This is a genomic window from Pseudomonas sp. WS 5010, from assembly GCF_012985565.1.
In the GTDB taxonomy this organism is placed as follows: domain Bacteria; phylum Pseudomonadota; class Gammaproteobacteria; order Pseudomonadales; family Pseudomonadaceae; genus Aquipseudomonas.
Map to the genome: position 1 here is coordinate 241,138 of NZ_JAAQWQ010000002.1, position 23,196 is coordinate 264,333.

Annotated in this window: 20 protein-coding genes and 1 pseudogene; 6 read left to right on the forward strand and 15 right to left on the reverse strand. The window is 63.1% G+C overall.

The annotated features are described in order from the left end of the window. Positions 1–12: 12 nt before the first annotated feature. Entirely contained in the window at positions 13–1,071 is a 1,059-nt protein-coding gene (locus HBO11_RS05975) for an ABC transporter substrate-binding protein (protein WP_169953162.1), read from the reverse strand. Between the two features lie 403 nt (positions 1,072–1,474). On the opposite strand from HBO11_RS05975, the gene HBO11_RS05980 reads away from it, so the two are divergent. Beyond that, positions 1,475–2,551, forward strand: a complete 1,077-nt coding sequence (locus HBO11_RS05980; RefSeq protein ID WP_169953164.1) for a sigma-54 dependent transcriptional regulator — start codon at positions 1,475–1,477, stop codon at positions 2,549–2,551. A 131-nt stretch (positions 2,552–2,682) separates the two neighbouring features. Here HBO11_RS05980 and HBO11_RS05985 read toward each other — a convergent pair whose 3' ends face one another. From HBO11_RS05985 to HBO11_RS06025, 9 genes are all read right to left on the reverse strand, one after another. Further along, positions 2,683–3,996 (reverse strand): carbohydrate porin, encoded by a 1,314-nt coding sequence (locus HBO11_RS05985; protein ID WP_169953167.1) that lies wholly within the window; start codon positions 3,994–3,996, stop codon positions 2,683–2,685. Between the two features lie 192 nt (positions 3,997–4,188). Next, positions 4,189–4,959: an SDR family NAD(P)-dependent oxidoreductase gene (locus HBO11_RS05990; RefSeq protein WP_169953168.1), complete on the reverse strand. Its 771-nt coding sequence runs from the start codon at positions 4,957–4,959 to the stop codon at positions 4,189–4,191. Positions 4,960–5,030: 71 nt separating this feature from the next. Beyond that, a complete protein-coding gene (gene rhaT, locus HBO11_RS05995; protein WP_169953169.1) occupies positions 5,031–6,089 on the reverse strand; it encodes an L-rhamnose/proton symporter RhaT in 1,059 nt (352 codons plus the stop codon). A gap of 42 nt (positions 6,090–6,131) precedes the next feature. After that, positions 6,132–6,452, reverse strand: coding sequence for an L-rhamnose mutarotase (gene rhaM / locus HBO11_RS06000; RefSeq protein ID WP_169953170.1), 321 nt, complete (start codon positions 6,450–6,452; stop codon positions 6,132–6,134). Further along, positions 6,452–7,336, reverse strand: coding sequence for an amidohydrolase family protein (locus HBO11_RS06005; protein WP_169953171.1), 885 nt, complete (start codon positions 7,334–7,336; stop codon positions 6,452–6,454). The genes rhaM and HBO11_RS06005 overlap by 1 nt, the downstream gene beginning before the upstream one ends. Before the next feature lie 69 nt (positions 7,337–7,405). After that, the gene (gene aldA / locus HBO11_RS06010) at positions 7,406–8,839 is read right to left on the reverse strand and encodes an aldehyde dehydrogenase (RefSeq protein WP_169953172.1); all 1,434 of its coding nucleotides are present in this window, start codon (positions 8,837–8,839) and stop codon (positions 7,406–7,408) included. Positions 8,840–8,849: 10 nt separating this feature from the next. After that, a complete protein-coding gene (locus tag HBO11_RS06015) occupies positions 8,850–9,650 on the reverse strand; it encodes an HpcH/HpaI aldolase/citrate lyase family protein (protein WP_169953173.1) in 801 nt (266 codons plus the stop codon). 11 nt (positions 9,651–9,661) lie between these two features. Further along, positions 9,662–10,846 (reverse strand): L-rhamnonate dehydratase, encoded by a 1,185-nt coding sequence (rhmD, locus tag HBO11_RS06020; protein ID WP_169953174.1) that lies wholly within the window; start codon positions 10,844–10,846, stop codon positions 9,662–9,664. 16 nt (positions 10,847–10,862) lie between these two features. Next, positions 10,863–12,158, reverse strand: coding sequence for an MFS transporter (locus tag HBO11_RS06025; protein ID WP_169953175.1), 1,296 nt, complete (start codon positions 12,156–12,158; stop codon positions 10,863–10,865). Positions 12,159–12,280: 122 nt separating this feature from the next. On the opposite strand from HBO11_RS06025, the gene HBO11_RS06030 reads away from it, so the two are divergent. From HBO11_RS06030 to HBO11_RS06050, 5 genes are all read left to right on the forward strand, one after another. Further along, the gene (locus HBO11_RS06030; RefSeq protein ID WP_169953178.1) at positions 12,281–13,225 is read left to right on the forward strand and encodes a LysR family transcriptional regulator; all 945 of its coding nucleotides are present in this window, start codon (positions 12,281–12,283) and stop codon (positions 13,223–13,225) included. A 107-nt stretch (positions 13,226–13,332) separates the two neighbouring features. Continuing rightward, positions 13,333–13,851, forward strand: a complete 519-nt coding sequence (locus HBO11_RS06035; RefSeq protein ID WP_169953181.1) for a sigma-70 family RNA polymerase sigma factor — start codon at positions 13,333–13,335, stop codon at positions 13,849–13,851. Further along, entirely contained in the window at positions 13,848–14,783 is a 936-nt protein-coding gene (locus HBO11_RS06040; RefSeq protein ID WP_169953183.1) for a FecR domain-containing protein, read from the forward strand. Before HBO11_RS06035 ends, HBO11_RS06040 begins: the two co-directional genes overlap by 4 nt. 174 nt (positions 14,784–14,957) lie before the next feature. Beyond that, a complete protein-coding gene (locus tag HBO11_RS06045; protein WP_169953186.1) occupies positions 14,958–17,348 on the forward strand; it encodes a TonB-dependent receptor in 2,391 nt (796 codons plus the stop codon). Positions 17,349–17,568: 220 nt separating this feature from the next. Next, the gene (locus tag HBO11_RS06050; RefSeq protein ID WP_003173733.1) at positions 17,569–17,784 is read left to right on the forward strand and encodes a TOBE domain-containing protein; all 216 of its coding nucleotides are present in this window, start codon (positions 17,569–17,571) and stop codon (positions 17,782–17,784) included. A 56-nt stretch (positions 17,785–17,840) separates the two neighbouring features. Here HBO11_RS06050 and HBO11_RS06055 read toward each other — a convergent pair whose 3' ends face one another. The 5 genes and pseudogenes from HBO11_RS06055 to HBO11_RS06075 all read right to left on the reverse strand — a co-directional run bounded on the left by HBO11_RS06055 (position 17,841) and on the right by HBO11_RS06075 (position 22,918). Beyond that, positions 17,841–18,989 carry a PatB family C-S lyase gene (locus tag HBO11_RS06055; RefSeq protein WP_169953188.1) on the reverse strand — a complete coding sequence of 383 codons (1,149 nt, stop codon included), beginning with the start codon at positions 18,987–18,989 and terminating at the stop codon, positions 17,841–17,843. Between the two features lie 49 nt (positions 18,990–19,038). Continuing rightward, positions 19,039–19,719 (reverse strand): Crp/Fnr family transcriptional regulator, encoded by a 681-nt coding sequence (locus HBO11_RS06060; protein WP_169953191.1) that lies wholly within the window; start codon positions 19,717–19,719, stop codon positions 19,039–19,041. Between the two features lie 47 nt (positions 19,720–19,766). Beyond that, a pseudogene (locus HBO11_RS06065) lies at positions 19,767–20,018 on the reverse strand (LysR family transcriptional regulator); the annotation flags it as partial. Positions 20,019–20,453: 435 nt separating this feature from the next. Next, a complete protein-coding gene (gene narL / locus HBO11_RS06070; protein ID WP_169953316.1) occupies positions 20,454–21,101 on the reverse strand; it encodes a two-component system response regulator NarL in 648 nt (215 codons plus the stop codon). Between the two features lie 11 nt (positions 21,102–21,112). Continuing rightward, complete coding sequence (locus HBO11_RS06075) at positions 21,113–22,918, reverse strand: ATP-binding protein (RefSeq protein ID WP_170041289.1); 1,806 nt, start codon at positions 22,916–22,918, stop codon at positions 21,113–21,115. Between the last annotated feature and the right edge of the window lie 278 nt (positions 22,919–23,196).

Sequence of the window (23,196 nt, forward strand, 5' to 3'; positions counted from 1 at the left end):
GTAATTTCCCTATCAAGGTTGGGTGCTGACCTGGCCACGCAGGGCAGGCCAGTAGTCGGTGAGTTGCAGGTCGATCAGGGCCTGGCGGGTAAAGCCGGTGGCCAGGGACGGGCTGATGTCGTAGTGGTCGCGGATCAGGTGGTTGGCCAGGGCGTAGGCCGTCAGCGCCTGGTAGTGGGCCTTGAGCTGCGCGTCGCTTTTCGGCGCCCAGCGTTCTTGCCAGGCCACCGGGTCGTCCTGGTCGTCACGGCGCAGCACGCTTTCAGCGGTGCCGGCGCGCGAAGACAATTGGTAATAGGCGTCCTGGTTCTGCGTCTGGGAAATCCACCAGGCAGCCTTGACCCAGGCCGTGGCGAGCAATTGGGTGATATCCGGGTGCTGCTGCACAAAGGCGTCGGTGCCCCACAGGTCGGAGATCAGCCGCCAGTCGTTGCTGCCTTGCTTGGTCGACCAGATGATCTTGCCCACGCCCTTGTCTTCCAGGGCATAGGCCTCGCTCAACAGCACCGCTGCATCGACCTTGCCGGCCGACACCGCCGCCGCGCCGACTTGCGGGTTGAGGTTGGCGATCTTGAAGTCGTCGAGCTTGAGGCCCTTGCTCGCCAGGAAGTTACTGAAGGCAAACTCCCAGGGGCGGCCACGGTGCAGGGCCAGGCGCTTGCCCTTGAGGTCCTCGATGCTGTTGGCGCTGGAGCCGGCGGGCACCACCAGGTAGATGTTATTGCCGCTGCCGCCGGGCACGATCAACTTGCCCGGCACGCCACCGGCTCCGGCGATCACCGAGGGCAGGTCACCGCGCACGGCGAAGTCCAGGGTGTTGTTGCTGAAGCCTTCGTTGATCTGCGGGCCGGCGCCGGCGTGGGGCAGGGCGATCCATTGCAGCTTGACCCCGCGCTCGCGCAGTTGCGTTTCCAGCCAGCCATCCTCGATCACCCGCCCGGCGATCCCACCGAATACCGGCTTGCCGCCCTGGGTGTAGGCGACGATGGCGATTTTTACCGAGGCTGGCGGCTGCGCCAGCGCGAGCGTGCTGACCAGCACAGCGAACAATGCGGCGATCCATTTATTCATCGAAATTCCCCTGCCAATTTGAAGACCTGCCCTGGTAGAAGCCCGGCTTGCCGGCGATGAGGCCGTTGAGCCTTGCAGCGTTTAACCGCACGCCATCGCCGGCAAGCCGGCTCCTCCAGGGGAGGGTGTTGGCAGGGAGAGAGCAGATTGCATGCCAGCGTCGCTCGAATGCCATCAGAGCCCCAACAACCGTGGCCTGTAGCGTTTGGCGCGGGGCGCTGGCGCACGCCCGGTTGTTGATGGATAGACAGGCAACTGCTGGCCGGTTGCTGCTCCAGCAGCAGCCGTGGCGTGCAGTGTTGGTATATGCGAAATGGGAATATATAAATACGAATTAATAATTAAATGGTCTAGAAAACTTCATGCACTATTGAGCACGCGCTTTTATTGCCAGGAATGCACCATGTCGTTGATCACTCATCCCAATGCCCGCGAATTGACCAAGTCGGTGCGTGCCACCGTGCTGGTGTTCAAGGACCCGCGCTCCCAGGAATTGCTGGCGCGGATCGAGCGCCTGGCGCCCAGCGAGGCCAATACCTTGATCATTGGCGAAACGGGCACCGGCAAGGAACTGGTGGCGCGGCACATCCATAACCTGAGCCGGCGCGGCCGCGAACCGTTTGTGGCGGTGAACTGCGGGGCCTTTGCCGAAACCCTGGTGGAGAGCGAGTTGTTCGGCCATGAAAAAGGTGCGTTCACCGGCGCCACCACCCATAAGGCCGGTTGGTTCGAAGCGGCCAACGGCGGCACGTTGTTCCTCGATGAAATTGGCGATTTGCCGTTGAACATGCAGGTCAAGTTACTGCGGGTGTTGCAGGAGCGCGAAGTGGTGCGCCTGGGCTCGCGCACGCCGATCCCGATCAATGTGCGCCTGGTGGCCGCCACCAACGTCAACCTGGCCGACGCGGTGGTCGCCGGGCATTTTCGCGAGGATCTGTTCTACCGCCTGCACGTCGCGACCATCCGCCTGCCGCCACTGCGCGAACGCCCCGGCGACATCCTGCCCCTGGCGGAGTTTTTCCTCGAAGAACATTGCCAGCGCCTGGGCTACAACCGCGCAAGCCTGAGCCCGGAAGCCGAGCGCAAAATGCTCGAGCACAGCTGGCCGGGCAACATTCGCGAACTGGAGAACGCCATCCACCACGCCTTGCTGGTGTGCCGCAACCAACGGGTGCAGCCTGCGGACCTGCACCTGGTGGACATGCGCTCGTCCGGCATCCGCCAGGACGAAGCCAACCACGCCCTGCCGGCCCCCAGCGGCCCGGTGGACCTGGAAGCGGCGCTCAATGCACTGTTCGAGCAGAACATCCCGGACCTTTACGAGCACATTGAAGAAACCGTGTTTCGTGCAGCGTATCGCTACTGCCATGGCAACCAATTGCAGACCGGGCGCTTGCTCAATATCAGCCGCAATATCGTGCGGGCGCGGCTGGAGAAGATAGGGGAGTTGGGCAAGCCGGCGCTGCTTGAGGGGCAGTGATGAGGTTGGGCCGCCTGGCAGCCGAACCTGTGGGAGCGGGCTTGCCCGCGATGGCGGTATTGGTTGACTGACCGCTATCGCTGGTAAACCCGCTCCTGCAAGGGGGATGCAATTTTGCATTCCCCCAACCCTCAGAAATCGGCAATAAACTGCACCCCACCCACCACCGCTCCACGGGTTTGCGTCACCCCACCCGGATATTTCACATACTGCAGGTTAGGCCGCACCATCAGCCATTGGGTGGCCTGCACGCCGTAGTTGACCTCGTAGCTGTATTCGCGCCGCTGTTCAGGCAGATCCCCTATGCCCGTCACACCCGTGCGTGCGTTGAGTGCCTGGGTGTTGTCGGTATAGCGGTCACTGACCTTAAGTTTCGACGCACCGACGCCAAAAGTGTCATGCGGCCGCGCGTCGAAGGGGCCCCGGTAGATCAGGCCGACCTGCACCAGGCTCTTGATCATGCTTTTGTCCGGGTCGTTCATGGCAAGGTTGGCAAACACGTTGAGCCCACGTTTGTTGTTGCCATCGACAGTGGTCAGTTGCTGTTGGCCCGACAACCACCAGCCGGAATTGCTCGAATACATCCGGTAGGGTTTCTGGCTGCTGGCTGCATAGTTGCCGTCAGCGTCCTTGAGCATGTCCTGGGTGTCGGCATTGGCGTAGTAGTAGCCGGCGTGGTATTCCGAACTCAGGCCGCCGATGCGCCCCTTCCAGATGGCTTCGACAGGGAAGCTGGTGCCTTGGGAGCCGCTGATGAACGGCTTGAAGCCATTGCTCGCCTCGGCGTTGCCAGGGTTTTTGTCGTAGGCGCCAACCTGCACCGCGAACACGTCGGTGAACTGGTATTTGGCACGCACCGCCCATTGGCTGATGGGGAAACTGTTCCACACGCCATTCCAGTTGCCTTCCTGGGAACCGCACAGGGTCACGTTCTGGAACTCGCAGGGGAACTGGTCAAAGTCCTCGCCATGGCCGAAGCGCCCCAGTTTCACGGCCAGCTTGCGCGCGAAGAACTTCTGCTCGTACCAGAACTGTGACAGGCGCCAGGCATTGCCGCCGCCGAACACTTCCATGGTCGAGGTCAGGCCGGTGGCGTCGGGGTGATGTACGCGGTCATTGGTAATGTCCTTGCCATGGCGCTCGCCGATGCCGATGCGCAAGGTTGCGTCCTGCCAGCCCCAGAGTTTTTGCAGGTCCATGGTTACGCCGAGGATCAGTTGATCGCTCCAGCGCGCAGTCATATGGGAGTCATAGCCGCCGCCGAGGTTGGAGCCCACTTCGCCGACGTATTTGAGGGTGAAGTCATAGCCCTGTTCGGCGAGCTGCGGGCGCAGGCCGTTCCAGTCGCCGAGCATGGCCGGGGAGGCAGGGTCCAGCAGGCCGGCGCTCAGGGCGCAGGTGGAAACCGTGCTGCATAGCAGGGCCAGGGGGAGGTTGATGCGCATGAGTGCTCCTTGGTTTTATTGTTGTTATCCGGGGTAAAACACAAATTCCAGGTACACACAGACCTCCAGTGTGGGAGAGGGCTGGCTCGCGATGGCGGTGGTTCAGTGATGAATCGGCTGACTGACACACTGCTATTGCGAGCAAGCCCGCTCCCACATTGGATCTTTGGTGTGTGGGGGCGGTGTCGGGGGTTACTGCAAGTTGACGAACAACCCGCCATCCACCAGCAACGAGGCGCCGGTTACGTAGCGCGCCATGTCCGAGGCCAGGAACACGATCGGCCCGGCGACGTCGTCCGGTTCGCCCAGGCGGCCCAGGGGTGTGCGGGAGGTCATGTAGGCGAGTTTTTCTGCGTCAGCCAGGTCTTGCTTGTTGATGTCGGTGGCGATGGTGCCCGGCAGTACCGAGTTGCAGCGAATGCCATACGGCCCCAGGGCGATGGCGCAGGATTGCATCAACGAATGCAGGCCGGCCTTCGTCGGGGTGTAGTGGGTCTGCATGCCGCCACCTACCAGGGCGCTGATGGAACTGACGGCAATGATCGCGCCGCCACGGCCCTGGTTCTTCATCTGGTTGGCCGCCGCCTGCACGGCGAAGTAGGCGCCGTTGAGGTTGGTATTGACTGTCTTGAGGTAGACCTCGCGCGGCATGTCGAGGAACGAATGGAACGGGCAGATCCCGGCGTTGTTGACGAACACATCGACACTGCCGAAGGCCTCGACTGCCCCCGCCACCAGCTTGTCGCCGGTGTCCGGGTCGGCGGCATCACCGCCTACTTCAATGGCCTGGCCACCGAATGCGCGGATCTCCTCGATCAACGACAGCGCGGCCTGGGTGCCTTGCGTGCTGGCGCTATGGCCGATCACCACACGGGCGCCCTGGCGTGCACATTCGCGGGCGGCAGCGCGGCCGATGCCACGGGAGGCGCCGGTGATGATCACGGTTTTGTCTGCTAGCAACATGGGAAATCTCCTGGAAAAAATATAACGCTGTTGTAGGAGCAAGCTCGCCCCGACAAAAAGGCATTGCGGCCTCAGCCGAGGTAATTACCGTAGCCAACCATGGCAATGGCGCCGAGGATCACCGCGATCCCGGCCACCAGCACGCCCTTGTTGGCCGTGCTGGTGCCGTGCCATTCGCGAAAGTAGAGGCCCCAGCAATTGGACACAATGATGATGAAAGACATGTGCAACACCCACGAGCTGGCGTCGTTCTGCAGGCGGCTTTCGCCCATGCCGTAGAAAAAGAATTGCAAGAACCACAAGGTCCCGGCGCACGCCACCAGCAGGTAGTTGCGCAATAGCGGGGCGTTGCGGTCGGTGTAGTTGTGGAACGTGCGGTTGCGCCAGTTCAGCCACAGGCACCAGATGCCGTTGGTGGTCAGCCCACCCCACATGATCACCATGAACGTCACGTTGTTCTGGAACAGGCTGTTGGCGCCATGTTCCACGGCGGCGGCGGCCAGTGGGCGCCCGGCGGAAATACCGTAGCTGAAGCAGGCGCTCAAGACCCCGGAAATCACCGCCACCAGCATGCCCTTGCCCAGGGCGAACTCGCTGACGCTGGCGAACTTTACCGCCTGGGACACTTCCCGTTCCTTGATCAGCCCGGCCTTGCCGCACACCGCGATGCCGATCAGCGACACGGCCACGCCCCACAGCACCCAATGCCCGCCTTGTGAGGCAAGCATCGAGGTCAGGGTGCCCTCTGTCTCGTGGGTGAACAGGTCGCGGTACAAGGCGGGCATCAGGGCGCCGAGGGCCGAGGTCAGGCCCATGATCAGCGACATGCCCAAAGACAGCCCCAGGTAGCGCATGGTCAGGCCGAACGTCAGCCCGCCGATGCCCCACAGCACGCCGAACATATAGGTCCAGAGCAGGGTGCTGGTGTCGGCGTTGCGCAGGATTTCGACCCAGCCGGGCACGGTCAATTGCGCGGCAATCAGCGGCACGATCAGCCACGACACCAGGCCGCCGGTGATCCAGTAGCTTTCCCAGGCCCAGCCACCAACTTTTTTGTAGGGGATGTAGAAACTGCCGGAGGCAAAGCCACCGATCAAATGCAGAATCACACCGAGGAGAATGATTTCCACGTGTTCGAATCCTTTTTATTGTTGTGATGAGGAGCCAATGGCTCAGTCGGGCGTAAGGCTGAACATCGGTTCAAGATCCACGCTGACCGGTGCGTTATCCGCGTGGCTGGGCATGATGTCTTGCATGTATTGCCACCAGCGTTGCATCAGCGCGGTACCGGGCAGGGCGTCCAGGCCGTGCTCATCGGTATGGGTCAATACGGCGAACAGCGCGTTGGTGGACGTGTCGAGGAAGATCCGGTAGTCCAGCACGCCGGCATCGCGCAGGGCCTGGGCCAGTTCCGGCCAGATCTGCTCATGGCGCCGGCGGTACTCGGCAGCCATGCCGGGGTTGAGGTTCATGCGAAAGGCACGGGTCGGCATCAGAGGCCTCCAGGTGGCAGTGTCGGGCTGTAGATACGCACGGCGTTGTGCAGGAAGAATTTTTCCTGCACGGCCTGGGGCTGATCAGCCATGCAGCGTTTGACCAGGCCCAGGGTGGCGGCGAAATCGGCCAGGTGGTCGCTGTTGGGCCAGTCGCTGCCGAAGAAGCAGCGGTCTTCACCAAACGCGTCCCACAGCACGGCCAGGCGGTCGTTGTAGAACGCGGTGTCGACGATCAAGCCGTCGGGCCCGTGCTGGGGGATTTCTGCCAGTTTGGCGAACACATTGGGCCGTTCGGCCAAGCGCAGCAGGTCGGCGTGGTAGGCCGCTTCCTGGCCCGCAGGGACCTGGGCATTGGGCAGGTGATCGACAATGATGCGCAGTTGCGGCAGGGCATCGCTCAGGTGCAGCAGGCCCTTGATCAATCGTGGCTCAGGGTTGGCGCTGTCCAGGCACCGCCCGCAATCGGCGAGCTGGCGCAGGCCGTCGATGAACCCTGGACGGGTTTGGTCCACCAGCAAATCACGCTGCCACAGGTTGCCGTAGCGCAGGCCCAGGAACAGCGGCTCGTAGGCGAGCGCGGCAAGGTCGCCGGCAAATTGTGGGTGCAGCGGGTCGAGATTGCCGACAAAGCCAAGCATCCGAGGGTCACTGCGCAGGGTTTGCAGCAACCAATGGTTGTCGTCGCGCCACGGGCTGGCTTCCACGGCGATTGCGCCGATCACCTGGTGTTCGGCGGCCAATGCCCAGTAATCCTCGGGCAGATGCGCGGCGTACAAACGGTTGCCCGGCTCGGGCCACGGGATGCCCTGGGGGCGGCGTGGGTCGAACAGGTGCAGGTGGCTGTCGATGATCGGGCCGTTGTAGAGGTTGGCAATGCTCATTGCGTAATCCTTGTTGGAAGGGGTGGTTGTTGGGGCCGGCACTCGCGTGTCGGCGCCCGTTGCCCCACCTCAGCTCTGCAGGTACACCACATGGGTATGGGTGTATTCGTACAGGCCGTGCTTGCCATCGGCGCCGCCGATCCCGGATTTGCGCACGCCGGCATGGAAGCCCTGCATCGCCTCGAAGTTCTCGCGGTTGACGTAGGTTTCGCCAAAGGCCAACTCGCGCACCGCATGCATGGCCTTGCCCAGGTCACGGGTGTAGATCGAGGAGGTCAGGCCATAGTCGCAGTCGTTGGCCAGGGCGATGGCTTCGTCGAGGTCGTCGATGATTTGGACGGGCAGCACCGGACCGAAGATTTCTTCGCGCATGATATCCATGTCGGCGCGGCCACCGGCCAATACCGTGGGCTGGAAGTGAAAGCCTGCGCCGAGGTCGGCAATCTGTCCGCCCGTGACCAGGCTTGCGCCCTGGGCGAGGGCGGTGCGCACCTTGCGGTTGACGTTGTCCAGGCCCTGGCGGTTGATCAGCGGGCCCATCTCCACATCGGCCTGGGCCAGTGGGTCGCCGTAGCGGGTGGCGGCCATCGCCGCGCTGATGCGCTCGATAAACTGGTCGGCGACGCTGCGCTGCACGTACACCCGTTCGGCGCAGTTGCACACCTGGCCGCTGTTGATGATCCGCGAATCACGGATGGCCTTGACCGCCAGTTCCAGGTCGGCATCGGCCAGGACAATCGCCGGCGCCTTGCCACCCAGCTCCAGGTTGAGCTTGGTGATGTTGGGTGCTGCGGCGGTCATGATCCGCGAGCCGGTGGCGACGCTGCCGGTAAAGCTGATCATGTCCACGCCCTTGTGGGCGGTGAGGGCGCCGCCGACCTGGCCGTCGCCACACACCACGTTGAACACCCCCGCCGGCAGGTCCGTCTCGGCCACCAGCCGGGCGAATTCAAAGCAGTTGTTCGGCGTTTCTTCGCTGGGCTTGATCACGATGGTATTGCCGGTCAACAGCGCCGGGGCCATCTTGCGGGCGATGAGGAAGAACGGGAAGTTCCATGGCAGGATCCCCGCTACCACGCCCAGGGGCTTGCGGAACAGGAAGATGTTTTCGTTGGGCCGGTCGCTGGTGATGATCTCGCCTTCGATGCGGCGCGCCCATTCGGCCATGTAGTCGAGGTAGTCGGCGGTGAAGTTGACTTCAACCTCAGCCAGGCTGCTGATCTTGCCCTGTTCCAGAGTGATGGTGCGGGCCAGGTGGGCGACGTTTTCCCGCAGCTTGGCGGCGATGCGCCGCAAGTGCCCGGCACGTTCGACGGCCGGTTTGCGCGCCCAGTCCTGTTGCGCGGCGCGGGCGGCGGCCAGGGCCTGGTCGACATCCTCGGCAGTGGCGGCCGGCACTTTGGACAGCAGCGCGCCGGTGGCGGGGTTGAGCACGTCGATGTGGGCGCTGCTTGGGGTAAAGCGGCCGTTGATGAAGTTCTGGTAGACCGGAACGGATGACATGGCAGGCTCCTCAGTATGTGCGCGACGGCGCTTTCGCGTCGGCGGCAGGGCGGTAGCGGGCAAGGGTGCTCAGGGCGCTCTGGCGCAGCAGGCTGATATCGATCGCCACCGCAATGAAGCGACAGCCCCACGCCTGGTAGCGGCGCGCGTCTTCTTCATTGGGCGCGAGGATGCCGCAGGCCTTGCCCGCCGCCAGGGTGGCGTTAACCGCGTGCTGGATGCGTTCCTGCACTTGGGGGTGGCCAGGGTTGCCCGCATGGCCGAGGCCGATGGACAGGTCGGCGGGGCCGATAAAGACCGCATCCACCCCTTCGACTGCGGCAATCGCCTCGACGTTTTCCACGCCCAGGCGCGACTCCACCTGCACGATCAGGCACAGCTCCTGGTGGGCGGTGGTGAGGTAGTTCTCGACGCCATCCCAGCGCGTGGCGCGGGTCAGGCCGCCGCCCACGCCACGTATACCGTGGGGCGGATAACGCATGGCGCGCACCAGGGCCTGGGCCTGCTCGGCGGTTTCGACCATGGGGATCATCAGGGTCTGCGCGCCGATATCCAGCAGTTGCTTGATCAGGTTGGCATCGCCGCTGACCGCACGCACCACGGGCGCGGTGTTGTAGGGCGCCACCGCCTGCAATTGGCTGAGCACACTGGGCACGGTATTGGGCGCGTGCTCGCCGTCGATCAGCATCCAGTCGTACCCGGTACTGGCGACGATTTCCGCGCCGTAGCCGCTGGCGAAACCGGCCCAGATCCCGTATTGGCTGGCGTCCTGGCGCAGGCCGGCCTTGAACGCGTTATGAGGCATGTGCATGGCGAGGCTCCTTAGCGGTTATATGGACGATGCAGTTGGCAATCAGGGTTCAGGTCTACGCCGAAGCCTGGCTTGTCGAGCACCGACAAACGCATGCGGCCATTGACCGGGACCGGTTCGCCGAGCAGTTGCGGGTGGAACATCGGCACCACTTCGTCGGCCTTGGGCGCCATCATCAAAAATTCGGCAAACGGGCTGTTCTGGCGGGTGGCGACGAAGTGGTAGCTGTAGACCGAGGAACCGTGCGGCACCACCATGGCGTTGTGCGCATCGGCCAGGGCGGAGATTTTCACCAATTCGGTCAGGCCGCCGCACCAGCCCACATCCGGCTGGATAATGTCGCAGCAGCCCATTTCCAGGAGCATGCGAAAGCCCCAGCGGGTCGCTTCGTGTTCGCCGGTGGTGACCAGCATGCCCTTGGGCACGTTATTGCGCAGGGCCGCGTAGCCCCAGTAATCGTCGGGGGACAGGGCCTCTTCAATCCATTTCAGGCCGTATTCGTGGGCGCCAATCGCCAGTTTGGTGGCGTAGTTCAGGTCCAGGCTCATCCAGCAGTCGAGCATCAGCCAGAAGTCCGGGCCGACCCGTTCACGCATGCTCGCCAGCTCTTCGAGGTTCTTGCGCAGGCCTTCCTCACCTTCGGCCGGGCCGTGGTGCAGGGGCATCTTGCCGCCGATAAAACCCATCTTCTGCGCCAGGTCCGGGCGCGCGCCGGTGGCGTAGAACTGCAATTCATCGCGCACGGCGCCGCCTAGCAATTGATGCACCGGTTCCTGGCGGATCTTGCCGAGCAGGTCCCACAGCGCCAGGTCGACCCCGGAGATGGTGTTGATCACCAGGCCCTTGCGCCCGTAGTACAGGGTGGACTGGTACATCTGGTCCCAGATTTTCTCGATATCGGTCACCCGCGCGCCCTCAAGGAAGCGCGCCAGGTGTTTCTCGACGATATAGGCCGCAGGCTCGCCGCCGGTGGTCACGGCAAACCCGACAGTGCCGTCGCTGGCTTCTACTTCCACGACCAACGTGCCGAGCACGTTGATGCCGAAACTGCGGCGGCTCTGGCGGTACTCGGGGTATTTGCTCATGGGTGTGGCGATGTGGTCGTCGATCCAGTGGCCGTCGGCCTGGTCGTGGTAATCCGCGCCGCCGCCACGCAAGACAAAGGCGCGCACGTGTTTGATGGTGATGTTGCCCATGGTGTGACTCCTGGAGTTAAACAGTGGCCGGCGTGTTCGACGCTGTGTGGCCGGGGGAGTGGATACCCAGCACCAGCAATGCAGCCAGTACCGTGGTGGCAGACAGTAGGTACAGGCCGGCTGCCGGGGAGTGGAAGGCGGTTTCCGCCCAGTTTTTCAGGACCGGCGCGATAAACCCGCCCAGTGCGCCAAAGGAGTTGATCAGGGCAATGCCCGCCGCCGCCGCGCTACCGGCCAGGTAGCTGGAGGGGAAGGTCCAGAACACCGGCTGCACCGCGATGAATCCGCTGGCGGCAAAGCACAGGGCGAGCATGCCCAGCAACGGGTTGGCGAAGGTGACCGAGCAGGCGATGCCGGCGGCGGCCATCACCAGGGTCAGGGACGCGGTACGCCGGCGCTCGCCGCTGCGGTCCGAATAACCGGGGATCCACCACGCGGCGAACAGCGCGCAGACCCAGGGAATCGCCGAGACCAACCCGACCATCAGGCCGACCTTGGTGCCGAGCAGGCCACTGACCTGGGTTGGCAGGTAAAACACCACGCCGTAGACACTGGCCTGGATCAGCAGGTAGATCAGGCACAGGTACAGCACCGACGGCTGGCACAGCACGCCGAGCAGGCTGCGGCCATGGGAGCCTTTGTGCTGGTCTTCTGCATCCAGCAGGTCCTGGATCTGGCGGCGCTCTTCAAGGCTCAGCCACTTGGCGTCGGCGGGGCGATTGTCCAGGTACCAATAGGCCCAGATGCCCACCGCCGAAGCCATCAGGCCTTCCACGGCGAACAGCCACTGCCAGCCGTGCAGGCCGACGAAACCGTCCATTTCCAGGAGCAGGCCAGACAGCGGGCTGCCAAAAATAAAGGCCAGCGGCGCGCCAAAATAGAAGAAGCCCATGGCCTTGCCACGCGCGGCCTGGGGAAACCAATAGGTGAGGTAGAGGATCACGCCGGGGAAAAAACCGGCTTCGGCCACGCCCAGCAGGAAGCGCAGGATGTAGAAGCTGGTTTCGTTATGGGCAAACACCATGGCCGCCGAGACCAGGCCCCAACTGACCATGATCCGGCACATCCACAGGCGGGCGCCGACGCGATGCAGGATCAGGTTGCTCGGTACTTCGAGCAACGCGTAGCCAACAAAAAACACCCCGGCGCCAAAGGCGAAGGCTGCGTCGCTCAGACCGGTGTCGGCCTGGAAGGCTTGTTTGGCGAACCCGACGTTGGCGCGGTCGAGGAAGGCCATGATGTACATCAGCAGCAAGAAGGGCAGGAGCCGCCAGGAAATCTTGGCGAGCAGGGACGCGGGCAGGGTGGTCATCTGGAAATCCTTTTGTAAGGCTTTGTTCTTATGGGCCGGACTGTACGGCGGCCGAGCAATGCGCTACAAATCGAATCTCGCTTACAAGCGATAACCTCAGGGTATCGATAACAAGGAAAAAAATGAGTAGTCCGCTGATTTCCCGCAGCCTGTTCAACCGCCTGCGCTACAAGCATCTGCATATGCTGGTGGCCTTGAGCTCCAGCCAGAACCTGCACCGTGCCTCCCAGGCCCTGAACATGTCGCAGCCGGCTGCCACCCGCATGCTGCGCGAGATCGAGGACATGTTTGCCTGTGACCTGTTCGAGCGCCTGCCCCGTGGCATGCGCCCGACGGCGCTGGGCAAGGAGTTGATCCGTTTTGCCGAATCGGCCCTCAGCGGCCTCGACCGCTGTGCCGAAGACCTGATGGCGCGCCAGCAGGGCGGTTATGGCTACCTGGCAATCGGCACCATCATGGGCGCCGCGCCGGACCTGGTGATGGACTCGATTGCGCAGATCAAATCCCTCAACCCGCAACTGCGCATCCGCATCATGGGCGACACCAGCGACCAGGTGATCCAGTTACTGGAACAGGGGCGCATCGACCTGGCCATCGCCCGGCGCAACGCCGCCACCGACAGCGAACACTACAGCTTCGAGCCGCTGGGCAACGAGCGCTTGCTGGTGGTGGTGCACGCCGGGCACCCGCTGGCGCAGCGCGCGAGCCTGCCGTTGGCCGAGTTGGTCAGCGACTGGCCGTGGATCCTGCAACCGGAAAGCAGCCCGGCACGCATCGGTTTTGACGAAGCGTTGCAGCACCTGGCCCTGCCGCTGCCGGCGGACATCATTGAATGCAGCTCGGTGTATTCCATGCAGCAACTGATCCAACTGACCGACGCGATCATGGTGCTTTCCGAAAGCGCACTGCGCGATTACCTGAAGATGGGCCTGGTGGTGCAGTTACCGGTGGAGCTGGAGGTGACGCTTGCGCCATTTGGCATCTTGCTGCGCAAGGGTGAACCGGTGAGCCGTGAGTTGGGGTTGTTTATAGATTTGCTGCGTTACAAGGCCAGGGCGCTTGATTAACCGCCTCCGCCCGTCTATCCGGGAAAAAGAACATGGTATGCGCCAGGGATATTAAATAGAATGAATCTCATTTGAGACTCACTCGCGCCGCCCAGGGTTCGCTTGCCATGAATGATGCTGTATCGCCAACGATCACCGCCGAACCCAGCCTGAGCACCTTGTACCGCGACCACCGCAGCTGGCTGGAAAGCTGGCTGCGCCGGCGCCTGGGCAATGCCTGGGATGCTGCCGACCTGAGTCAGGATACGTTCCTGAGGGTACTGGCCAGCGCCCAGCCGGTGGCGCAATTGCAGGAACCACGGGCCTATCTGGTGACAGTGGGCAAGCGCCTCCTGGTCAATTTTCATCAGCGCCGCAGCCTGGAGCAGGCGTACTTGAATGCCCTGGCACGCTTGCCCGAAGACTGCGCTCCCTCGCCGGAGCAGCGTTGGTTGCTGCTGGAAACCCTGCACGCCCTGGACGAACTGCTCGACGGCCTGGCGGCCCCGGTGCGCCGGGCGTTCCTCTGGAGCCAGCTCGAAGGCCTGGGCTATCGGGAGATTGCCGAGCGTCTCAAGGTTTCGGAACGTACGGTCAAGCGTTATATGGCCCAGGCCTACGAACATTGCCTACTGGTGGAACTGTGAGCCGCACCGCACCGGATGTAGCGCGGGCAGCCGCGCAGTGGTTGGCGTTGCTGGAATCCGGCACGGCCGGCGAGCGTGACCATGACGGTTTGCAGCAATGGCGCGACAGTCACCCCCAGCACGAACAAGCCTGGCAAAAGGCGCAGTTGCTGCGCCAGCGGTTTGCCGAGTTGCCATCCTCCCTGGCCATGGCCAGCCTCGACCGCCCGCAACCTGGCCGGCGCGCGGTGCTCAAGCGCGCCCTGGGCGTCGCGGCACTGGTGCCGGCGGCCTGGTTGCTCAGTCGCCAGTTGCCCATCGACGTGTGGCGTGCCGACCTGCATACCGCCACCGGCGAGCGCAAACGCGTGCCGTTGGCCGATGGCAGCGCCCTGCAACTGAACACCGCCAGCGCGGTGGATGTGGACCTTCCTCGGCGACGCCTGACCCTGGTCGATGGCGAGATGGCGCTGAATGTGCCTGGCCCGTCGGCGCTGACCGTACACACCCGCTATGGCCAGGTCATCGCCAGCCAGGCCGAGGTTTGCGTGCGCCAACTGGCGGACGCGTGCCTGGTGTCGGTGCTCAAGGGCCAGGTGCAAGTGCAAGATGGATCGGGGCGTAGTACCTGGCTGCACAGCGCGCAACAAATACGCTTACAACCGTCGGGGTTGGGCGCGCCGCTGCCGTTCGACGTGCTGCAACTGGGCTGGCGCGATGGGGTGCTGACCGCGCAGAACCAAGGGCTGGGCGATTTCCTGCGCGAGTTGGATCGCTATCGCCCGGGCGTGCTGCGTTGGGACCCGCGCCTGGAAACCCTGCGCGTGACCGGCAGTTTCCGCCTGGACGACACCGACCGCATCCTCAGCCTGCTGGCCACCACCCACGGGCTACACGTGCAGTTTCGCACCCGTTATTGGGTCACGCTGGCATCGCGCAAAACCCCGGTTTGACCACCCCCCAATGTGGGAGCGGGCTTGCCCGCGATCGCGGTGCATCAGTCACCCCATGTATCGACTGACACTCAGCCATCGCGGGCAAGCCCGCTCCCACAGGGTAAGACCGTGTCCCTTTTTTTCGTCTCGCCTGTCATCCAAGGCAAGTGAACGAAAACAGAGAGCCTTTTAATGCCCGTCGTCCCGCCATCGTTGTTGCGCCTGAGTCTGGTGCTGAGCCTGAGTGCCAGCCCGTTGTTCATTCCTGTGAGCTGGGCCGAGGACGCGGCCCGGCGCAGTTACCAAGTGCCCGGCGGTAGCCTGGGCAGTGCCTTGACCCGCTTTGCCGGGTTGGCCGGGGTCAATCTGTCGGTGGACCCGGCCCTGGTCAGTGGCCGCCAAAGCGCCGGGATCTCTGGTGAGTTTGCCGTCGAGGAAGGTTTCGCCCGGCTGCTGCAAGGCTCGGGCCTGCAATTGCAGGCAGTGGGCGAGCGTGCCTACACCCTGATCCCCGCCCCCCAGGGCGATGCCTATCAGTTGCCAGCCACCTCGATTCTTGGGGTGGCGAACACACCCGTCGCCCAAACCTACGCCGGTGACCAGGTCACGCGCAAAGGTGCGCAGGGCATGCTCGGCGACGGCGATTTTATGGATACGCCGTTCAACCTCACCTCCTATACCGCCAAGGCCGTGAAAAACCTGCAGGCGCGCACCCTCGGCGAGATGGTTGCCAGTGACCCTTCGGTGCGCATCACCAACCCGGCGGGTGGGCGTTTCGAGCAGTTCTCGGTGCGCGGTTTCAGCTTGTTCAACAGTGATGTGTCCTACGGCGGCCTGTACGGCGTGCTGCCGACCTACGCCATCGACATGGAAATGGTCGAACGCGTCGATATCCTCAAGGGCCCCGGTGCCTTGCTCGGTGGCATTGCGCCCCGGGGCAGTATCGGCGGCGGGATCAATATCGAGCCCAAGCGCGCCGCCGACACACCGCTCACCGAGTTCACCGGCAGTTATGCCTCGGCGGGGCAGTTCGGTGGCGCGGTGGATATCGGCCGGCGGTTTGGCGATGAGCAGCAGTTTGGCGTGCGCTTCAATGGCGTGAAGCAAGCCGGCGATACCGAGTGGGACCATCAGGAGGTCGACCGCGAAATGACGGTGATCGGCCTCGACTATCGCAAGGAGCGGGTGCGCCTGTCCCTCGACCTCGGGCGCCAGGAACGCACCGCCGACGCACCCCAGGAACGCGTGGAGATCGCCAAGGGTAGCGTGATGCCCAAGGCCCGCGATATCCGCGACAACTTCGCCCAGTCCTGGACTTATTCCCATACCAAGGACACTTTTGGCGCGGTGCGTGGCGAGTTCGATGTCAGCGATTCACTGATGGTCTACGCCGCTGCCGGCGCACGCAAAGGCAACTACGACTTCCTGCGCCATGGCGTGCAGGCGACCCAGAGCAACGGCGACTTCACCGTAGTGCCGCGCAGTTTCCGCCGCGACGAAGACGTCAAGACCGTCACTGTCGGTGCGCGCAGTTGGTTCGACACCGGCCCGGTGGGGCACACCCTCAATGTCAGCCTCAATCAGTTCAATATGGATTTCGACAATGCCGGCGAGCGCTACACCCCCGGCAAGAGCAATCTCTACCACCCGGTGGTCTTGCCCCACCCAGGCCAGGCTGTGCGTTGGGACACCAGCACCCACACCGAAAACCGCTTCACCAGCCTGGCCCTGGCCGACACCCTGGCGTTGTTCGATGAGCGCGTGCTGCTGACCCTCGGCGCGCGCCTGCAAAAGGTCCAGGTCACCTCCTGGAGCAATGGCATCAAGGATCAGCCGGAGTACGACGAACAGGCGACCTCGCCGGCCCTGGGCCTGGTGGTGAAAGTCACCGACCAGTTGTCCCTGTACACCAACTACATGGAGGGCTTGAGCCAGGGCGAGACCGCGCCTTCGAGTGGGGTGCGCAATGAAAACGCGATCTTCCCGCCGACCAAGAGCAAGCAGGTGGAAGTCGGCGCCAAGTACGACATGGGCAGCTTTGGCCTGACCGCCAGCGTGTTCCAGATCAAGCAGCCGGCCTATGGCATCGACAGCCAGGGCTTCTTCAAACCCAACGGCGAGTTGCGCAACCAGGGTGTGGAATTGAACGTGTTTGGCGAGCCCCTGGCGGGCGTGCGCCTGCTCGGCGGGGTGATGCTGCTCGACAGCGAACAGACCAAGACCGCCCAGGGCCTGACTGACGGCAAGCGCGGCACCGGTTCGCCGATTGCCAACGTCAACCTGGGGGCCGAATGGGACATCCCGCGCCTGCAAGGCCTGACCCTGACCGCCCGGGCGATCCACACCGGCGCGCAGTACCTGGATGCAGCCAACCAGCAGAAAATCGACAACTGGGAACGCTATGACCTGGGGGCGCGCTATACCTTCAAGGTCAAGGAAAACCCGGTGACCCTGCGCGCTACCGTGGAGAACGTGCTGGACACCACCTATTGGGCCTCGGCTGCAACCTCCAGCGACAGCGCGCCTGGCCTGACCCTGTCTACGCCGCGCACATGGCTGGTGTCGGCAACAGTAGGTTTTTGACCAAACCCATGTAGGAGCCGGCTTGCCGGCGATGGCGTCCTTGAACTCAGCACATGATTCACGGGCCCCATCGCCGGCAAGCCGGCTCCTACAGGGCTTTGCATATGCAAATATGGAATAAATAAATAGTTATTTATTCCTTTTGTTGTTGGTGCGAATGGCGCATTTTGAGGGCCTGCGCATTCGTGCGGATTGACCCAACCGTAAAAGGAAAACCGACATGACCATCAAAGCGATCAACGTGCGCAACCAGTTCAAGGGCGTGATCAAGGAAATTCTGCTGGGCGAGGTGGTGTCCGAAATCGACGTGCAGACCGCGTCCGGGATTGTCACTTCGGTGATCACCACCCGTTCGGTGCGCGACCTAGAATTGAAGGTGGGCAGCGAAGTGATTGCCTTCGTCAAATCCACCGAAGTGTCCATCGCCAAGCTCTGAACCCAAACCTGCGCATACCTTTATAGGCGCCGGCAAGCCTGCGCCTACACGGGTGTTCAGCGGTTTTTCAGGCTGCGTTCCAGGCGTGAAATACCTTCTTCGAGCAACGCCCGCGGGCAGCCGAAGTTCAAGCGCACGAACTGCTGGCTGTCATCGCCAAATTCCACGCCTGCACTCAAGCCTACCTTGGCCTGCTCCAGGAAAAACCGCTGCGGGTCTTCCAGGCCCAGGGCGCTGCAATCGAGCCAGGCCAGGTAAGTGCCTTGCGGGGCATGCATGGTCACCCCCGGCAGGCGTTTTTGCACTGCATCCAGCAGGTAGTCGCGGTTGCCTTGCAAGTACGTCAGCAACGCCTTCAACCATTCACCGCATTGGCTGTACGCCGCCCAGGTGGCTTCCAGACCCAGGGGGCTGACACTGTCGACCATGCCGCAGCGCGCCTTGTTGAAGCGCTCGCGGATGACTGGATCCTGGACAATCGCAAAGCAGGTCTTCAGGCCGGCGACGTTGTAGGCCTTGCTGGCCGACATCAGGGTAATGGTGCGCCGGGCGATCTCTGCGCTCAGCGATGCGGTGGGGATATGCCGGCGCCCGTCAAAGCACAGCTCGGCATGGATTTCGTCAGAGATAATCAGCGTGCCCTGTTCCAGGCAGGCAGTGGCCACCGCCAGCAATTCCTCGCGGGCGAACACCTTGCCCAGGGGGTTGTGGGGGTTGCTCAACAGCAAGGCACCGGCACCTTTCAAGGCCTGGCGCAAGGCGGGCAGGGGGGTGAGGTATTCGCCCTGGGCGCTCAGTTCAAACGGCACTTCGATCTTCGGCAGGTTCCAGTTGCCGGCCGCATGGCGCAGCGGCGCGTAGTTGGGAGTCTGCAAGACCACCGACTGGCCCGGTTGGACAAAGGCGTGCAGGGCCATGTTGAAACCCGGCTCGACGCCCGGCAGGAATAACAGTTCATCGGGCTGCACGCGCCAGGCGTACTTGTCCCACAGGTCGCTGATTATCGCTTCGCGCACTTCTGGCCGGGCAACGCTGTAGCCGAGCATTTGCTGGTCCAGGCGCGCGTGCAGGGCCGTGAGGATCGCCGGTGGGGCGGCGATGTCCATGTCGGCAATCCACATCGGCAAGACGTCTTCGGGGTAGCGGCTCCACTTGGTGCTGCCGGTGCCGAGGCGAGGGTGGATCGTGTCGAAATCAAAGCTCATGGGGGCGCTCGTGTCAGGAAGGCGGGCGAAGAATCGCGTCGATTCTAAGTCAGCCGGCCTGATAGGTCATCAACTGCTCCTCGCACAGGATGCGGATGGTGCGCCGTTGCACCTCGATCAGGCCGGCGTCAACCAAACGATGCAGAATCCGCGAAAACGTCTCTGGCTGAATCCCCAGTTTGGAGGCTACCAGGCGCTTGGGCACTTGCAGCACCACATCTCCGCTGGCCAGATCGCGCTCCTGGACCAGGAAGTTGATGACCCGGCGACTGGCATTGGCCAGGCTCAGGGTGTCGATGTCCTTGAGGCGCTGATGCAGGTGGATGCTCATGGTGCCGAGGATCGCCAGGCAGATCTGCGGCTGGTCCTCCAGGGCCTTGCGGTAATGATGGCCCTCGATACTCACCAGCACGCTGTCCTTGAGCGCCGTGGCACTTACCGGGTAGGCCTTGGCCTGGCTGAACAGCAGGGCTTCGGCAAAGGTCTGGCCGGGGCGAATGACCTCCACCAGATGTTCCTGGCCTTCGCCGGTGACCCGGTGCAACTTGATCTGGCCGCTGACCAGCAGGAAAAACCGCTCGGCGGGGTCGCCCTGGTGCATCAAGGTGATGTGGGCGGGCAAGCGCTTGAGATTGGCCAGGGTGCAGATGTCCTGGAAAATCTTCTCCGGCAACGGGCTGAACAGATGATGCCGGCGTAGGGTTAAAACGATGGATGGGTGGGTCAGCATGGCGTACCTCCGCTCCCGCCCATGGTAGAGCGTGAGGCCTGTGGGGCCTATGCCTCGTTGGAGGTAGCCCCGTGGAGGCAGTGGCCCTGCAGCAGTGCCGAAAATGCATCGCGCGCCGGATGGCAACCTGCGTTGGCATGCCAGTAAAACCGGTTGTCGATGCGCTTCAGTTCCGCGAACTCACGGCCTTGCCAGTTGGCGCCCTGGCGATATTGCTCGTAGATCCCCCGGGGCACCAGCGCGGCGCCGCTGCCGGCACTGACACAGCCGATAATCGTGCCGTAGCTGGCGATGCTGATGGCGTGGGTGATATTGGCGCAGCGGCCTCCGGTGATGGTGATGGTGGGGACGGTGAGTGGGGGCGTTGACGGTGAAAGCGAGGCGGCCTTAGAGCCGACCTGATCTTCAAATTGCACGCGTGCTCCTGTGGGAGCGGGCTTGCTCGCGATGGTCGTTAACGATGAAAAATGAATGCCTGACACTCTGATGTTTTCTTGCGGGCGCCATCGCGGGCAAGCCCACTCCCACAGGGGAATGGCTTGCCCGCCGGGCCTGGGCCAGGCTCCGAGTGGTGGGGCAAGAGCGCTTTGCTTCCTTTGGCGCTCTTCCAAAGTGAGCCGCCGTAAGGGCGGAACCAATAGTAGCCGTGACCGCAGCAACGGATATGTACACAACCCTGAGAATCACTAAAGAGATGTGTAGATACCTATGCTGCGATGGCGGTGCATCAGTCCCTACCCAGCCTGACGCAAATGCTCCATCGCCCAAACCGCCGCTTCCACCCGCGAGCGCAGCCCCAGTTTGTGCAGCAGATTCTTCACATGCACTTTCACCGTGCCCTCGGTAATCCCCAGCTTGTGCCCGATCACCTTGTTGCTATAGCCCCCGGCAATGGTCTTCAACACCTGCCGCTCGCGTTCGGTCAGTTCCACCGCCGCGTGGGGCTGGGGCGAGCGCAAGGCCTGGGCCAGCACCCGGGTCAGGCCGGGGCTGATCACCAGGGCGCCGTGCAGCGCATCGCGGATGTACTGGATCAGCAGTTCCGGCTCCATGTCCTTGAGCAGGTAGCCGTTGGCATCCAGGCGCAGGGCGTCGCGGATGTCGTCTTCGGCATCGGACACGGTAAACAGCAAGACCTTGCCGCCATAGGCCATGGCCCGCAGCTGGCGCAGGGTTTCCAGGCCGTTCATCTGCGGCATGTTGTTGTCCAGCAGCACCAGGTCCGGTTGCAGCGACTCGATCAGGCCCAGGGCTTCCTCGCCATTGCCGGCTTCGCCCACCACGTGCAGGTCGTCTTCCAGTTCGAGCATCTGGCGCATGCCGTGGCGCATCATCGGGTGGTCGTCGACGAGCAGGATGCGGTGGCGTACAGATGGGGTGATGAGCGCCGTGTTCATGACAAGCTACCTTCTGGTAAAGAGTGCCCGAGGAATTCCGGGCGAAACAGCAAGTGCACCCGGGTGCCCTGGGGCTCGCGGGAGGAAATGTCCAGTTGACCGTGCAGGCTGCGAGCCCGTTCGTCCATGATGGTCAGGCCGTGGTGTTCGCGCTGGTCCACCGGCTCGCTGAAGCCGCGGCCATCGTCTTCAATGCTCAGGCTCACGGTTTCGCCGTTCTGGCGCAGTTGCAGCCAGGCGTTTTCGGCGTGGGCATGGCGCAGGCAGTTGGACAGCGCTTCGCGGGTTACCTGCAACAGGTGGATCTGTTCACTGGCCGACAGTTGGAAGGCCAGGGCATCCACATGCAGGTGCACCTGGAATTCGCCACGCCGCGAGAACTCCTCGGCGGTGTCTTTGAGCTCCTGGACCAGCCCGGCATCGTGGATTTGCAGGCGAAAGGTGGTGAGCAACTCACGCAATTGCCGGTAGGCGTTGTTCAGGCCTTCGCGCAGTTCACCGGTGACGGTTTCCAGGGTGGCCTTGGGTTCGTCGCGGCGCAGCAGGGTCTGCATGCGGCTGACTTGCAGCTTCATATAGGACAGGGCCTGGGCCAGGGAATCATGCAGCTCGCGGGCGATGATGGTGCGTTCGTCCAGCAGCAATAAACGGTGGTCCTGCTCGCGCTGGCGCTTGAGGGACAGCGAGGTGCCAATCAGGTTGGCCAGGGCCTGGATCAGTTGTTGCTCCCAGGCTTGGGGGGCATGGCCGTCGACAAAATGCGCCTTGAGTTCGCCCAGTTCCGCGCCCTGGTTGCTGATGCTGAACACCTGGGGCGGGGCCACGTGGTGGCGCTCGCAGGTGGCGCAGTCACCGATGGCGCAGACGTTGCGGCTGTTGCCGCCATGCAGCGCGAGCATCTGCTGCGCCGGGGCGAGGAAGTGCCCTTGCAGGCACAGCGACAGGCGCAGGCCCGGCAGGCGTTTCTGGAAACGCCGGATCAATTCGTCGAGGCCTTCGGCGTTGGCCAGGCGCGTGGCCAGGCTGCGGCTGCTCTCGTAGAGCAGTTCCAGGGCGGCGTTGGCCTGTTGCAGGTTGAGGGTTTTGTGCTGCACCTGGCTTTCCAGGGTGCGATGGGATTGCTCGATGGTTTCGGCCAGGGTGTTGAAGCTCAGGGCCAGTTGCCCCAGTTCGTCCTGGGAGCGGTGATTGACCCGGGTCTGGTAATCACCCTCACGAAAGCGCCGGGTGGCGTCCACCAGTTCCTTCAAGGGCGTGACCACGCCGTACTGCAATTCATACAGCCCCAGCAGCAGGATGATCAGGGTGCTGAACAGCGCCAGGCCCTGGATCAGCTGTTGCCAGCCTTGTTTGTGCTCACTCTGTTGCTGCAACAGGCTGACGAACTGGTTCAGTTGCTCGACAAAGGCCGGTGCGCGCTCGCGAAAGAGCGCGCCGTCGCCGCGCTCGATGGCCGGGCGCAGTTCCTGGTTCCAGTGTTGCTGGATCTGCCGGTAGCTCTGTTGCAGGGCGCTGTGGGGGCCGTCTTCGAGCACCGCTTTCAAGGATTGGCTGTCCAGGCGCCGTTGCAGGCTCTGGGTGATGGCCAGGATCTCGTCGGCGGGGGCGTGGTCGGCGAGTTTCCAGCTCAGGTGGTAGGTCTCCATGCGCACCGAGCCTGCGGTGTTGATGGCCGCGCCGTCGCCCTGGCTGAACCAGGCGATCAGCCCGGCGCTCAGGGAACTGGCCAGGGCCAGGATCGCAATCAGGATCACCGCGACACCGGCGCGTGCGGGCAGGGAGCTGCGCAGCCAGTTAAACATCACGGCGTAATCGAAGGGGTAAGGACAACAGCATGGCGGCACCTGGCATAGGAAACAGTATTGGATTCTGCATTCCCTGGCGCACTACCTCTAAAGAGTTGCCGGCGAACCCTCCCACGGGAAAAAGCCGGCACAAGAGACCAATCCATTGATAAATAAAGACTTTCTCTTGTTATTTGGTCTACCTCTTAAGAGGTAGATGGGCCAAGCATAGGCCAATACCCCCCAGGTGGACGTTGATCTGGGTCAAGTTCCTGGAGGACGTCGCCCCTAACCTG

Coding starts and splice junctions, on each gene's coding strand:
- HBO11_RS05975 (WP_169953162.1), bottom strand. CDS start 1,071: ATGAATAAATGGATCGCCGCATTGTTCGCTGTGCTGGTCAGCACGCTC.
- HBO11_RS06030 (WP_169953178.1), top strand. CDS start 12,281: ATGAGTAGTCCGCTGATTTCCCGCAGCCTGTTCAACCGCCTGCGCTAC.
- HBO11_RS06050 (WP_003173733.1), top strand. CDS start 17,569: ATGACCATCAAAGCGATCAACGTGCGCAACCAGTTCAAGGGCGTGATC.
- HBO11_RS05985 (WP_169953167.1), bottom strand. CDS start 3,996: ATGCGCATCAACCTCCCCCTGGCCCTGCTATGCAGCACGGTTTCCACC.
- HBO11_RS06075 (WP_170041289.1), bottom strand. CDS start 22,918: ATGTTTAACTGGCTGCGCAGCTCCCTGCCCGCACGCGCCGGTGTCGCG.
- HBO11_RS06025 (WP_169953175.1), bottom strand. CDS start 12,158: ATGACCACCCTGCCCGCGTCCCTGCTCGCCAAGATTTCCTGGCGGCTC.
- HBO11_RS06060 (WP_169953191.1), bottom strand. CDS start 19,719: ATGCTGACCCACCCATCCATCGTTTTAACCCTACGCCGGCATCATCTG.
- rhmD (WP_169953174.1), bottom strand. CDS start 10,846: ATGGGCAACATCACCATCAAACACGTGCGCGCCTTTGTCTTGCGTGGC.
- HBO11_RS05990 (WP_169953168.1), bottom strand. CDS start 4,959: ATGTTGCTAGCAGACAAAACCGTGATCATCACCGGCGCCTCCCGTGGC.
- HBO11_RS06035 (WP_169953181.1), top strand. CDS start 13,333: ATGAATGATGCTGTATCGCCAACGATCACCGCCGAACCCAGCCTGAGC.
- HBO11_RS06005 (WP_169953171.1), bottom strand. CDS start 7,336: ATGAGCATTGCCAACCTCTACAACGGCCCGATCATCGACAGCCACCTG.
- rhaM (WP_169953170.1), bottom strand. CDS start 6,452: ATGCCGACCCGTGCCTTTCGCATGAACCTCAACCCCGGCATGGCTGCC.
- HBO11_RS05980 (WP_169953164.1), top strand. CDS start 1,475: ATGTCGTTGATCACTCATCCCAATGCCCGCGAATTGACCAAGTCGGTG.
- aldA (WP_169953172.1), bottom strand. CDS start 8,839: ATGTCATCCGTTCCGGTCTACCAGAACTTCATCAACGGCCGCTTTACC.
- HBO11_RS06045 (WP_169953186.1), top strand. CDS start 14,958: ATGCCCGTCGTCCCGCCATCGTTGTTGCGCCTGAGTCTGGTGCTGAGC.
- HBO11_RS06015 (WP_169953173.1), bottom strand. CDS start 9,650: ATGCACATGCCTCATAACGCGTTCAAGGCCGGCCTGCGCCAGGACGCC.
- HBO11_RS06055 (WP_169953188.1), bottom strand. CDS start 18,989: ATGAGCTTTGATTTCGACACGATCCACCCTCGCCTCGGCACCGGCAGC.